Source organism: Limnobaculum allomyrinae, from assembly GCF_016649425.1.
GTDB lineage: Bacteria > Pseudomonadota > Gammaproteobacteria > Enterobacterales > Enterobacteriaceae > Limnobaculum > Limnobaculum allomyrinae.
The window spans coordinates 57,428-70,484 of sequence record NZ_JADRCR010000010.1; the positions used below are offsets into that span (position 1 = coordinate 57,428).

The window sequence follows — 13,057 nt, forward strand, 5'->3', positions numbered from 1 at the left end:
ACAGCGGGCATATAACTTAAAAAATTCGTTCCCGGATCGTCGTCGTTTCTTTATATATAAATGACGCTTACCAACGCTGCTTCAGCAGGTTTGGCTGGATCCCGGCGATTGGATTCAGGTTATTAAAGGTTTTCACCTTAATACCCGCTTCAAACTCTTCACGGAAATACTTAATCGCACTCTGTAACGGCTCAACCGCCCCCGGCGCCAGTGCGCAGAAAGTGTGGCCCGGCGACAGGAAACGACACAGCTGCTCAAGGGTTTCAACATCACCCGGCTGGCCTTCGCCCTTTTCCAGTGCGGTCAGAATTTTCACGCTCCACGGTAAACCGTCGCGGCATGGTGTACACCAACCGCAGGATTCGCGCGCGAAGAACTCTTCGAGATTGCGAGTCAATCCAACCATACTAATTTTGTCATCAACGGCCATCGCCAGCGCGGTACCTAAACGGCTACCGGCTTTTGCAATATTGGCAAAGTCCATTGGTAAATCGAGGTGCGCATCGGTGAGGAAATCGGTTCCTGCTCCACCCGGCTGCCAGGCTTTCAGCTTTAAACCATCCTGCATACCACCGGCATAATCTTCCAGCAGTTCACGCGCAGTAATACCGAAAGGTAACTCCCACAGGCCCGGATTTTTCACCCGACCAGAGAAGCCCATCAGTTTAGTACCTGCATCCTGGCTCTTACCAGCAGACAGTCCGCGATACCACTCAGGGCCATGCTGAACAATAGAAGGCACGTTGCACAGGGTTTCTACGTTGTTTACGCAGGTTGGTTTACCCCATGCACCCGAAGTCGCCGGGAATGGTGGCTTAGAGCGAGGGTTAGCACGACGGCCTTCCAGTGAGTTAATCAATGCGGTTTCTTCACCGCAGATATAACGCCCTGCACCGGTATGAACAAACAGTTCGAAATCAAATCCGCTGCCTAAAATGTTCTTGCCCAGGAAGCCGGCTTTTTTCGCCTCTTCGATAGCACGACGCAGATGGTCGGCTGCTTCAATATATTCACCACGCAGGAAGATATAACCGCGATAGGCTTTCAGAGCAAAACCGCCAATCAGCATACCTTCAACCAGCAGATGAGGCAGTTGCTCCATCAACAGACGGTCTTTATAAGTGCCCGGCTCCATCTCATCTGCGTTACACAGGATATAGCGGACATTCATGCTTTCGTCTTTCGGCATCAGGCTCCACTTAAGACCCGTGGAGAAACCTGCACCGCCGCGGCCGCTTAAGCCTGAGTCTTTGACGGTAGAAACCACATCATCCGGCGCCATTCCCTTCAGGGCTTTTTCCGCACCGACATAACCGCTTTTGCTACGGTACTCATCAAACCATACCGGCTGCTGGTCAGCGCGCAGGCGCCAGGTCAGAGGATGTTGCTCTTCCGTCAGGATACGTTGAGTACCTAAAAATGTTGGCCCGCTCATTGATATTGCTCCAGTAGTTTCTCAATATCTTCCGGTTTCAGATGTTCGTGAGTGTCCTCATCGATCATCATACTTGGCCCTTTGTCACAGTTACCTAAACAGCAGGTTGGCAACAGGGTGAAACGTCCATCAAAGGTGGTTTGGCCCGGCTTGATATCCAGCTTTCTCTCAAGCGCGGCCTGAATCCCCTGATAGCCATTGATGTAACACACTACGCTGTCGCAATAGCGAATTACATGACGGCCAACCGGGCGACGATAAATCTGGCTGTAGAAGGTGGCCACACCCTCTACGTCGCTGGCAGGAATGCCTAATACATCAGCAATGGCCCCAATGGCACCATCAGGAACCCAGCCGCGTTTCTTCTGCACCAATTTCAGTGCTTCAATCGATGCCGCGCGCGGATCTTCGTAATGGTGTTTCTCGTGCTCAATGGCTTCCAGCTCTTCCGCACTCAGCGTGAAAATTTCTTTATCGGTCATAACTAGCGATCCACGTCTGACATAACAAAATCAATACTACCCAGATAGACAATTAAGTCTGATACCAGGCAGCCACGAATGACGGACGGGATCTGCTGCAGATGCGCATAGCTCGGCGTACGAACCCGGGTACGGTAGCTCATGGTGCCGCCGTCGCTGGTCAGATAGTAGCTATTGATCCCTTTGGTAGCTTCCACCATGCTGAACGATTCATTAGCTGGCATTACCGGCCCCCATGACACTTGCAGGAAGTGAGTAATCAAGGTTTCGATATGCTGCAATGAACGCTCTTTCGGTGGAGGCGTAGTCAGTGGATGGTCTGCTTTAAACGGCCCTTCAGGCATGTTATTCAGACACTGTTCCAGAATCCGCAGGCTCTGGCGTAGCTCTTCCACTTTCAGCATCACACGGTCATAACAGTCGCCGTTATAGCTGATGGGTACTTCAAACTCGAAGTTTTCATAGCCAGAGTATGGACGCGCTTTACGCACATCAAAGTCGACACCCGTTGCGCGCAGTCCGGCACCGGTCACACCCCAGGCCAGCGCTTCTTCGGCACTGTACTGAGCCACACCAACGGTACGGCCTTTCAGAATGGTGTTTTGCAGCGCGGCTTTAACATAAGAGTCAAGACGCTTCGGCATCCAGTCGAGGAATTCTTTTAGCAGCTTCTCCCAACCTTTTGGCAGGTCGTGAGCGACACCGCCAATACGGAACCAAGCCGGGTGCATACGGAAACCGGTAATGGCTTCAACGATGTCATAAATACGGGCGCGGTCACTAAAGGCGTAGAACACTGGCGTCATCGCACCAACGTCCTGAATATAGGTGGAGATATACAACAGGTGACTGTTAATACGGAACAGTTCAGACAGCATCACCCGGATAGTTTTCACTTTGTCCGGAACTTCAATGCCTGCCAGCTTCTCAACCGCCAATACATAAGGCATTTCGTTGATACAGCCACCCAGGTATTCAATACGGTCAGTAAAAGGTATGTAACTGTGCCATGACTGGCGCTCGCCCATTTTTTCTGCACCGCGGTGGTGGTAACCGATATCCGGTACGCAATCGACGATCTCTTCACCGTCTAACTGCATAATGATACGGAATGCACCGTGAGAAGATGGATGGTTAGGGCCCAGGTTGAGGAACATAAAGTCCTCATTTTTGGTTCCACGCTTCATACCCCACTCTTCAGGTTTGAAGGTTAGCGATTCCATCTCCAGATCTTCTTTGGCCTTGGTTAAGACAAAAGGATCGAATTCTGTCGCACGCGCCGGATAATCTTTACGCAGCGGATGCCCTTCCCATGTGTCCGGCATCATGATACGACGCAGGTTTGGGTGGCCATCAATCGTGATACCAAACATTTCCCAGGTTTCACGCTCATACCAATTAGCGTTAGGGAAAATGCCGGTCACGGTCGGCACATGCAGGTCGTTTTCCACCAGAGCGACTTTCAGCATAATGTCTTTATTACGCTCAACAGAGATCAGGTGGTAGAAAACGGAAAAATCCGCAGCCGGTAAACCGTTGCGGTGAGTACGTAAACGTTCATCCATACCATGCAAATCAAATAGCATGACATAGGGCTTGGGTTGCTTACGTAAGAAGGTCATTACCTCCAGAAGCTGTTCACGTTTAACCCACACCACCGGCACGCCAGTACGGGTAGGCTGAACGGTAAAGGCGTCTGGCCCAAAACGGTTGTGCAGTTCACCTATTACCGGATCATCGAGATGATCCCGTGTTTGCCAGGCGGGTTGGTCGCTCGCCTGCGTCATCGGTTCTGTCATAGTTGTTTTCGCCGCTCATTACTCAAATAAAATTCTGTTGCTAAAACACCCGCATTAACGGGCAGGTGCTTTGGCTAAAGTTAAATTTCGTCAGGGGTGCGCAGATTCGTGACGGCAATGCGCTCAGCGCGCTTGCGTTCTTTTTCTGACTGCATCTCTTTGCGATACACGCCCTGCTCGCCAACCACCCAAGAGAGCGGACGACGTTCCTGACCGATAGAATCACGTAATAACAGGAGTGCCTGCATGTAGGCTTCCGGACGCGGCGGACAACCGGGAATATACACATCAACCGGTATAAATTTATCAACACCTTGTACGACGGAATAGATGTCATACATGCCGCCAGAGTTGGCGCATGCACCCATCGAGATAACCCATTTAGGTTCCAGCATCTGATCGTACAGACGCTGAATAACCGGCGCCATTTTAACGAAACAGGTACCGGCAACCACCATAAAGTCGGCCTGACGCGGAGAAGCACGTAGTACTTCCGCACCAAAGCGAGAAACGTCATGAACCGCGGTAAACGAGGTCACCATTTCAACGTAGCAACAGGACAGACCAAAGTTAAAAGGCCAGAGCGAGTTTTTACGCCCCCAGTTAACTACATCATTCAGGGCAGTATCGAGCTTGCCCATAAAAATGCCTTTTTGAGCATCCTGTTCCAGGGGATCGGTGACAATTTCCTGTTTTTGTAGAGGATAACGATCGTTTTCACCGTCGAGATCTACGCGAGTGAGCGTATATTTCATCTTCAAGCCTCGCTGTTACTGCAAGTTACTGGGAATTTTTGCGCTGTTCTTAAGCTGCCGTTTGGAACGCTGTGGCGTCCAGTCCAATGCACCGATGCGCACCAGATAAAACAATCCGGCCAAAAGAACAAAAATGAAAATGGCTGCTTCGATGAAACCTATCCAGCCGCTTTCACGAACAGAAACAGACCAGGCAAACAGATAAAGGGCTTCAACATCGAAGATAACGAAGAACATGGCAACCAGATAGAATTTGGCAGAGAGGCGCAAACGTGCGGACCCTACGGCATCGATACCTGATTCATATGGCGTATTTTTGGTTCTTGCTCTGGCACGACCACCCAGGAAATAGGCGGCGGTGAGCATGAAGGCACACAGGCCCAACGCAATAACAATAAATACGGCAAAAGCCCAGTTATGGGCGAAAACTTCAGTGCTTGTAGGCATATGCTCTTACTACTCTTAGAAAAAATAGTATTTACCGGCTTGTTCTCAGGAGAGCCAATCCGATGACTACGACAATTAAAAGGAAAAATAAAACGCCTGCGCCTTGGTTGGGCTTCATTGTCTTACGCAATGATTAACGTGGAGTTTTACTCTTTTTTACAACAATTTGTCAACATCAACCAAACATTTACTAATACAAATCACAAAACAGAGATAAAACTGCTCGATCTAACTAAATCGAGTCAGCATAAAAATAACTGAACTCAATCAAGCGGCTATTCTGACAGAAATAGATATTTTTACCACCGTTGTAACAGAAGTTTTTCTTTGACACTCCGCACACCATGAAACATTTCTGGTACATACTGGAAATATTAGCGTTGCATCATTTCGCCACACGGCCTTTGGTAAGCATAGCTTCCAGCCAGATATTCGTATAGCTAATGGGGCGATTAAGAAATACTTTTTCCTGAAAATGAAAAAGGCGACTAATAAGCCGCCTTTAACACAAGTCTGTAACACCAATTGAAATAGTTACCCGAGGTAAACAAAAGTCATTATCAGGTTAACTATCGCTGCCACTGCCATTGGAATTGCCGTACGTTTTACTACCTGGAATGGCGAAACGTTGGCGATACCGGCGATAGCAACAATAGCGGCGGTAATAGGTGAAACCGTTCGCCCAAAACTAGTCATAATCTGCATTGGCAGAATCAGCGTTACTACATCTACTTTCAGGAAGGCGGCAATTTTTGGCGTTAAGGCCGCAAAGGAGAAGAACGCCGCATTACCGGAACCCATCAGGAATGCCGCCAGTGCAAGAATGAAGCTCATGACAATGATCATCGCTCCTACGCCAAAGCCTGCATTTTGTGCCGCCGTAATCAGCGTATCTACCGCTCCGACTTTCAGTAAACCGTTGGCAAAGACTTCACCACACACAATCAGTGAAACCACCAGAACAAACTGTTTACCCATTCCCTCAAAGAACAGCATAAAACTGTCCATTACCGCTTTAGCACTCTTCAGCCTAAAGTACTCAAACACTAAGGCCACAATGGTACTGATAATCATCGCCGTGGTGACATCCATTTTGATGCTGGAATGGAAGATTGGGCTGAAACCAATAATCAAAACTAAAGGCACCACCGGTAATAATGCATAGATGAGTGGCGGACGGCTGTGATCGTTATGGTCAATATTATCCAGCGTTTCCTGATTGAACACGAAACCTTCACGTTTATCCCACCAGCGTTGTGCAATAAAGTGGGTAACGGCTACCGCCAGAATAATCGGAATTGTCACTGGCAACTGATGGTGAACAAAGTAAACCGCCGGATCGAGCCCTGCCGTTTTAGCCGCCATAATAACGTTACCCGACCCCGGGCCGTGGTCGATAAACTGGCAGGTACCAATAACCGCCAGCGCAGACAGAGGGCTAACGCCAGTACGAATCAGAATAGGATACATGGTCACCATTAACAGCATTCCCAATCCTGCGTGGCTAGGAATAAAGATAACCAAAACCTGAGTGACCAGGAAAGAAACCACTAACAGTATATAAGGAGAACGAACCGCCTTTAATGGGCGTTCAAACACCGCAAATAGTGCTTTACTGGCACCCACATGATCCATATAACGGGAGAAACCCGCAATCGCCATCAGGGTCAGACCCAATCCTGCAAGCCTCGAACTTAATAAATCGCTAAAGACTTTAAAGATGTCAAAAAACTCAAAGTTGGTGGTGGTTTTTTCCGGTAATAAAGGCCCAATATCAAAAGCGACCGTTAACCCCATCAACAATAAACCACCCAGCAGCAGAACCGGTTGGGGCTTGTACCCCTTTGCCAGCATATAAATCACCAGCACCGTCACCAATAAGGCAAGAATAACGCCAAGCATAATTTTTCCTCATTAAATAGGTCTGAATAGTCGGGCTCCGGCGAGTGATGACTCCACGACTCACCCGCCGGATAACATCACACTTTCAGCGCCTGAATTCCCTGTTCTAAATCCGCCAGCAAATCACTCACCTCTTCCAGACCGATATGGAAGCGAATGAATTGCCCATGTTGGCTCCAGTCCGTTGCGCTGCGGGCTCCTTTAACGTTGGCCGGCAACACCAGACTTTCGTAGCCACCCCATGAAGCACCAATACCAAACAGATCCAGTGCATCGATAAAGGCTTCAGCCTGAGCTAAGGTGTATTGAGGGTGTAGCTCAATGGTTAGCAGGCCATTTAATCCTTTACAGTCGCGTTGATAGAGATCGTGGCGCGGGTGGTCTTCTAACCCAGGGAAATAGACTTTCTTCACTTCAGGACGCTGCTGTAACCACTTGGCTACTGTCATCGCGTTTTGACCGTGTACCGCCAGACGGGTAGACAGAGTTCGCATTCCCCGCAGAACCAGAGAGGCATCATCCGGGCTGCTTACCTGACCCAAAGCTTCCGGCAATTCGCCGATTTGCTTCCACGCCTGTTCATTGGCGACAACAATGCCCATCATCACATCGGAGTGACCACACAGGTATTTAGTTGCAGCAATAACTGAAACGTCAGCCCCCAGTTCCAGCGGGTTATATAGCCAGCCAGAACCCCACGTGTTATCTACTGCTACCGGTATATTGCGCTCATGGGCAATACGGCAGATTTCAGGCAGATCCAACATTTCATACAGCAGAGAACCCGGAGATTCAGCGAATACCAGTTGAGTTTCCGGACGCAGTTTGGCTTCAAAGTCGCTGCCGTCAGCCTTAAAGAAGTCGTAACTAATGTTGTTTGGTTTTAAAAAGTGGCTACAAATTTTGCGTACCGGTTCATACACTGAATCCGCAAACAATACGTGGCCACCCGCCCGGGCGTAGCCCATGATAGTCACAGCAATAGCCGCCAGCCCGGTAGGAAATAGCTGAGCACGATAACCACCTTCCAGTTCAGTAATTAATTGTTCTAATGCGAAAGCGGTTTCGGTACCCCGTGCACCGTAGCTCAGTAAACGCTCGGTTTCTCTACGCTTACGGGCATCGCGCCAGGTGGTAATTGAATCAAAAAGGATAGTGCTGGCCCGCATTACCGGCGGGTTAACCGGACCAATGTCTCGGGCTGGCCCTCTGCCACCATGAATAAGACGAGTTTTGCGCGTTTGAGTCATTATTATTTACTCCTTAGAAAGAATATTTCCGGATATATTTCCTTATTTCTCATTACAAATAAGAAATAAGGAATTAATGAAAAATATAATTGAATAGACTATAAATTCATTCAGCATATAAAAGAAAATCATCTTTGCTCAATTATTATTCAAATATATCCTTGCTACCTGAATTGAAACTACCACCGAAAAATTAACTAAAAAATCCAAATAAATTGAAATATTGATCGCGATCTCACTTTAATACATTAATTATTCTAAACAGTATTGAAGGTAAACTTATATGAGAAATAAATACAATAAAAACAATTAATTAAAAAATAAAACCACGGTTAGGAAATCATATTCAAGTTTTAACAAAGTTAGTTAAATGCCCATTTAACGACACATTAAAATTATTTAACAATGGATTAATATTACTAATGGAATATTAATCCGAAATACCTTGTTTATCTTTTATCGTTATTGGAAACTTAAAACCAAGCCATAATTTGGATTTACAAATTCATTACAGAATATTTAAAAAAATAATAACACCCTAATGAGTGTTATCTATTCCTTCGCATTACTAAAAAACCTATTTAAATTAGGAGATAAAATTATGTCTACCAGCGTTTTTGATTCAGTTCTACTGAAAAACCTGTGGTCAACCGAAGAGATGCGTCAGGTTTTTTCTGACGATGTGCGTATGCAGATGTGGTTGGATTACGAAGCAGCCCTGGCCATTGAACAGGCTAAGATGGGCATTATTCCTCAGGAAGCCGCCGATGAGATCGTCGCCTGTGCCAAACTTGAACATCTGGATATGGATTTCATCCTTGAGCAGGTTCGTTTAACTAAACATCCGCTGGTACCCACTATCCGTGGTCTGGAACATGCCTGTGGTAATGGTTTTGGTGAATATGTTCACTTCGGCCCCACCACTCAGGACGTCATGGATACCGGTATGGTATTGCAATTTAAAATGGCGCATAAAATCTTCCTGCGCGATCTGAAAGAAATTGGCCGCTCTTTACTCAAACTGTCGGAAGAACACCGTAATACCCCAATGGCAGGCAGAACATTAGCCCTTCAGGCAATCCCTATTACTTTTGGTCATAAAACCGCTATCTGGTTGGCTGAAATGATGCGCCATCACGAACGTTTAGTACAGCTGGAACCGCGTCTGTTTGTAGGTAGCGTAGTGGGTGCTGTAGGTACCAAAGCCTCATTTGGTGAAGGTGCCGACGAACTGGAACAGCGCGTACTGACTCGTCTTGGTTTGGGTACGCCAGAAATCTCCTGGCAGCCTGCCCGCGACCGCTTCTGCGAGTACGGTATGGTGTTGGGCATGATTAGCGCCACACTCGGCAAAATAGCCAATGAAATCCTGCTGCTGGCCCATAACGAATTTGATGAAGTCGCCGAGCCTTTCGCCAAAGGTCAAGTGGGCTCTTCCACCATGCCACATAAACGTAACCCGGCAATTACCGAAAACGCCGCCTGCGTTAGCAATACCCTGAAAGGCAATGTCTCTATTCTGTTAGATCTGATGAAACATCAGCATGAACGTGATGGCGCTATCTGGAAAATGGAGTGGAAACTGTTACCGGAAATCTGCCTGATGCTGTCCGTCATTATGGATAACATGAAGTTCACCCTCTCTGGCCTGCAAGTGAAGAAAGAGAAGATGCGCAGCAATCTGGATATTCTGGGTGGCTTTATGCTGGCAGAGCGCGTGATGTTTGAACTGTCAGAAAAACTCGGCAAGCAAACTGCCCATGAACTGGTGTATGAAGCCTCAATGCATGGTTTAGAAGATGGCGGCACTTTCAGTCAGGCGCTGTCAGACGATCCACGCATTAAAGCCGCATTGACTAAAGAAGAACTGGATGCGGTTCTGGATCCAACCACCTATGTTGGCAACGCGCCACAGCAAGTTGACCGCGTAGTCGCTGAAGTTAAAGCCAGCGGCTGGCTGAAGTAATGACCTCATCGGTGACAGCGGTTTAATCCTCTGTCACCGATTTAGCCCGACAGAGCCAATCTCAGTAAGTGGCCTTAGTGAGATAAGCCCTGAGAACCACTTGAAAGAATCTGGAAACACAATCATGACCCACAGTGAATATTTAAGTCAGTTTATTACCCAACAAAATTTTCAGTCTATTCCCGCTCAGGTTATTGAGCGGGCCAAACTTCATTTATTAGATACCTTTGGCGTTGCACTGGCGGGTTCCGTTCAGGCTAACGGTATCAACAGCCGCACCAGTCTGGTTGAAATGCCGCACACCCAGGGAGAATGCCGGATATGGGGAAGTCCATACAGGCTTTCTCCCGCCTATGCGGCAATGGCAAACGGTATTACCTCGCACGTGCTGGATTTTGATGATACACATACCGACTCTATTGTTCATGGTAGTGCAGTACTGGCACCGCTGGTTATGGCGCTGGCAGAAGACCTGAAGCTTGATAGTCGTACCATGCTGGCTGCTTATGTGATTGGCTGGGAAGTGGCTGCCCGGGTAGGTATTGCCTCCAAAGGATCGTTTCACCAGCGCGGTTTTCACTCCACCGCTATTGCCGGTGTGTTTGGTGCAGTAAGCAGCGCCGCACATTTACTCAAACTGAGTCCGGAAGCCTGTGCTCACGCCATTGGTTTAACCGGCAGTCAGGCTTCCGGCGTAGCGGAATACCTGACCAACAGCTCTTCAGCAAAGTGCTTCCATGCCGGTTGGTCTGCCCACTCTGGATTGATTTCAGCCTATCTGGCCAAAAGTGGTATGACGGGGCCTCTGACTATTTTTGAAGGCCGTTACGGGTTATATGTCACCCACGGTATAAAAGAAAATGCCAAACCGGCAGAAGTGTATGCTGAATTAGGCGAACGTTGGGAAATGATGCATGTCTCAATCAAACCATACCCATGCTGCCACTTCGCTCACGCCACTGTAGATTGCGCCCGTATGTTACGTCAGGATGGTATCGCGCCGGATAACATCGAAAGTATTCATTGCGTGGTCGACCCCATTGCCGCCGCGCTGATTTGCGAACCATTGGAAAACAAGTTTGCTCCACAGACCCCTTATGCCGCGAAATTCAGCCTGCCGTATCTGGTCGCCAGCGGCATCTACGATGATGGCCTGAATCTTTCATCATTCCAGCCGCAGCAGTTAACCCGCCCGGAAGTCTTGGAGATGGCAAAAAAGGTCTCTTACCGTTATTGCCAACCGGGAGAGATCCCCTTCCCAACCTACTTCCCGGGCTACATTGATGTAACGCTGAAAGACGGCACCATGGTTAGCAAACGTCTGGATATTAACTACGGTAATCCGGATAACCCGATGCAGCGTAGCGACGTAGAGCGCAAATTCCGCGACAGCGTAGCCGGTATCCTGACTCAGGAAGCCAGCGAAAAAATCATTAAACTGGTCAGCGATCTGGAAAACCAGTCCGTCACCGAACTGGCAAAACTCCTCACTGACACAGTGAAGTCATTCTAATAATAAAAAATATTATTTCCTTGTATACCCCTTGCCCTTATCTCACTCTAACCGTGATAAGGGCCTTTTTTATCAAATAAACTAACAACAAAATTATCGCCCCTAACCTCTCCAACGCCCTCGATCTTGATCTGACCTTGACCTTGACCTTTAACAAAGAGCACTGGAATTCAGCCGACAACTGAGAGAGGGTAGCACGCCAAACAGGGATGTTTGGCGAGGCATGGCTTCGTCTGGAACGAATCCATGCCGGTGCGTAAGCCCGAATGAAGGCGGAGGGAAGTCGCCGTCAGGCGACCTGGATTCGGGTGCGAAGGCGCGGGAGTGCAGAGGGCGCTCGCCCCAGCGCCCTTTGCTCGGCCACCTGCACGATAGCCAATCCAAACACAGCACTATTGGTGGACGAAACTAACGCAAAACTATATGTGAACGAAACTAACTCATATCTTAGCCAGTCATATCATCCGAATAATAATCATCCCCCTTCAACGACTCAAACAACACCTTCGCCGCCTTCTGCGGACTATTACTCCGCATATACAGGTTATATTTAATATCCGGTAAACGCGGCAAACCATCCGCCTCACCCAGGATCCTTAAATCATCCCCCAATAACTCAATAGAACGCGCCATAATTCCCAGCCCTGCCCGAACAGCGGCTCTGGCACCCGAGAGTGTGGTGGCTACATAGGCAATTCGCCAGGCAATACCCGCCTGCTCCAGATGATTAATTGCCATATTACGATAAGTACTGGGTTCATCCAGAACCACCAGCGGCAATGGCTCATCTATATTGAGTTCATAATTGGTCGCGCAGTACCACAAAGAAGGAGAGACCCGCAGTACTAAACTGGGGTAATCAACGCTTTCTACCGTAGAAATAGCCATATCCACTACGTCATTTTTCAGCATATCCATCAGAAATGGACTGCGTTTAACCACAATCTCAATCACCAACCGTGGATAAGCTTTAGAGAAACGGGAGAGCAACTCAGGCAAAATAGTATTTGCCGTATCATCCGGTGAACCAATGCGTAAAACGCCATCCACATCGTCATACATTAAAGACAAACATGCTTCGTCATTCAGACGCAATATACGCCTGGCATAGCCCAGCATTTTCACACCGTGTTCAGTTAGCGATTTATTGCGTCCGCTGCGACCAAATAACTCCTTACCAACCAACTGCTCCAAACGCTGCATCTGCTGGCTAACGGCAGATTGTGTACGATGTACGGACTCTGCTGCGGCAGCAAAACTATTACCTTCAGCCACGGCAACAAAGGTTCGTAACAGATCAAGTTCAAGATTAGGAATAGGACGTTTCAGATGTACCATAGTGTAACTCTTTCATTTCTCCACAGAACGACGAGGCGTACTCTGTAAGTTGATCATTGCTAAATTACGCCAATAACAACCAGGATTAAGTTACCTTATCCTACTCCCATACCTGACGCAAAGTTGATATAGCTACTGACATTCGCTAGAAAATACGCTTTTGGTAAAAA

The 13,057-nt window shown here is 48.0% G+C and carries 10 protein-coding genes; 2 read left to right on the forward strand and 8 right to left on the reverse strand.

Going from position 1 to position 13,057, the window contains the following annotated elements; all coding sequences use genetic code 11:
• Positions 1–67: 67 nt before the first annotated feature.
• The 7 genes from nuoF to metC all read right to left on the reverse strand — a co-directional run bounded on the left by nuoF (position 68) and on the right by metC (position 8,070).
• On the reverse strand, positions 68–1,435 hold the full coding sequence (nuoF, locus tag I2494_RS16715) for an NADH-quinone oxidoreductase subunit NuoF (RefSeq protein WP_218468049.1): 1,368 nt from the start codon (positions 1,433–1,435) through the stop codon (positions 68–70).
• Positions 1,432–1,917 carry an NADH-quinone oxidoreductase subunit NuoE gene (nuoE, locus tag I2494_RS16720; protein WP_140919334.1) on the reverse strand — a complete coding sequence of 162 codons (486 nt, stop codon included), beginning with the start codon at positions 1,915–1,917 and terminating at the stop codon, positions 1,432–1,434. Before nuoE ends, nuoF begins: the two co-directional genes overlap by 4 nt.
• Before the next feature lie 2 nt (positions 1,918–1,919).
• Positions 1,920–3,716 (reverse strand): NADH-quinone oxidoreductase subunit C/D, encoded by a 1,797-nt coding sequence (nuoC, locus tag I2494_RS16725; protein ID WP_218468048.1) that lies wholly within the window; start codon positions 3,714–3,716, stop codon positions 1,920–1,922.
• Between the two features lie 80 nt (positions 3,717–3,796).
• Positions 3,797–4,471 (reverse strand): NuoB/complex I 20 kDa subunit family protein, encoded by a 675-nt coding sequence (locus tag I2494_RS16730; RefSeq protein WP_108901848.1) that lies wholly within the window; start codon positions 4,469–4,471, stop codon positions 3,797–3,799.
• Positions 4,472–4,486: 15 nt separating this feature from the next.
• Positions 4,487–4,918: an NADH-quinone oxidoreductase subunit A gene (locus I2494_RS16735; RefSeq protein ID WP_108901847.1), complete on the reverse strand. Its 432-nt coding sequence runs from the start codon at positions 4,916–4,918 to the stop codon at positions 4,487–4,489.
• 534 nt (positions 4,919–5,452) lie between these two features.
• Positions 5,453–6,820 (reverse strand): C4-dicarboxylate transporter DcuC, encoded by a 1,368-nt coding sequence (gene dcuC, locus I2494_RS16740; protein ID WP_218468047.1) that lies wholly within the window; start codon positions 6,818–6,820, stop codon positions 5,453–5,455.
• A 77-nt stretch (positions 6,821–6,897) separates the two neighbouring features.
• Positions 6,898–8,070: a cystathionine beta-lyase gene (gene metC / locus I2494_RS16745; protein WP_218468046.1), complete on the reverse strand. Its 1,173-nt coding sequence runs from the start codon at positions 8,068–8,070 to the stop codon at positions 6,898–6,900.
• A gap of 601 nt (positions 8,071–8,671) precedes the next feature.
• On the opposite strand from metC, the gene purB reads away from it, so the two are divergent.
• Complete coding sequence (purB, locus tag I2494_RS16750) at positions 8,672–10,036, forward strand: adenylosuccinate lyase (RefSeq protein WP_218468045.1); 1,365 nt, start codon at positions 8,672–8,674, stop codon at positions 10,034–10,036.
• 124 nt (positions 10,037–10,160) lie between these two features.
• Positions 10,161–11,549: an MmgE/PrpD family protein gene (locus I2494_RS16755; protein ID WP_218468044.1), complete on the forward strand. Its 1,389-nt coding sequence runs from the start codon at positions 10,161–10,163 to the stop codon at positions 11,547–11,549.
• Positions 11,550–11,996: 447 nt separating this feature from the next.
• On the opposite strand, the gene I2494_RS16760 is transcribed toward I2494_RS16755, so the two are convergent.
• A complete protein-coding gene (locus tag I2494_RS16760; RefSeq protein ID WP_218468043.1) occupies positions 11,997–12,887 on the reverse strand; it encodes a LysR family transcriptional regulator in 891 nt (296 codons plus the stop codon).
• Positions 12,888–13,057: the final 170 nt, after the last annotated feature.

What these genes read in the sequence shown, in the direction of transcription:
- nuoF (WP_218468049.1), bottom strand. Translation starts at nt 1,435, where the DNA reads ATGAGCGGGCCAACATTTTTAGGTACTCAACGTATCCTGACGGAAGAG.
- nuoE (WP_140919334.1), bottom strand. Translation starts at nt 1,917, where the DNA reads ATGACCGATAAAGAAATTTTCACGCTGAGTGCGGAAGAGCTGGAAGCC.
- nuoC (WP_218468048.1), bottom strand. Translation starts at nt 3,716, where the DNA reads ATGACAGAACCGATGACGCAGGCGAGCGACCAACCCGCCTGGCAAACA.
- I2494_RS16730 (WP_108901848.1), bottom strand. Translation starts at nt 4,471, where the DNA reads ATGAAATATACGCTCACTCGCGTAGATCTCGACGGTGAAAACGATCGT.
- I2494_RS16735 (WP_108901847.1), bottom strand. Translation starts at nt 4,918, where the DNA reads ATGCCTACAAGCACTGAAGTTTTCGCCCATAACTGGGCTTTTGCCGTA.
- dcuC (WP_218468047.1), bottom strand. Translation starts at nt 6,820, where the DNA reads ATGCTTGGCGTTATTCTTGCCTTATTGGTGACGGTGCTGGTGATTTAT.
- metC (WP_218468046.1), bottom strand. Translation starts at nt 8,070, where the DNA reads ATGACTCAAACGCGCAAAACTCGTCTTATTCATGGTGGCAGAGGGCCA.
- purB (WP_218468045.1), top strand. Translation starts at nt 8,672, where the DNA reads ATGTCTACCAGCGTTTTTGATTCAGTTCTACTGAAAAACCTGTGGTCA.
- I2494_RS16755 (WP_218468044.1), top strand. Translation starts at nt 10,161, where the DNA reads ATGACCCACAGTGAATATTTAAGTCAGTTTATTACCCAACAAAATTTT.
- I2494_RS16760 (WP_218468043.1), bottom strand. Translation starts at nt 12,887, where the DNA reads ATGGTACATCTGAAACGTCCTATTCCTAATCTTGAACTTGATCTGTTA.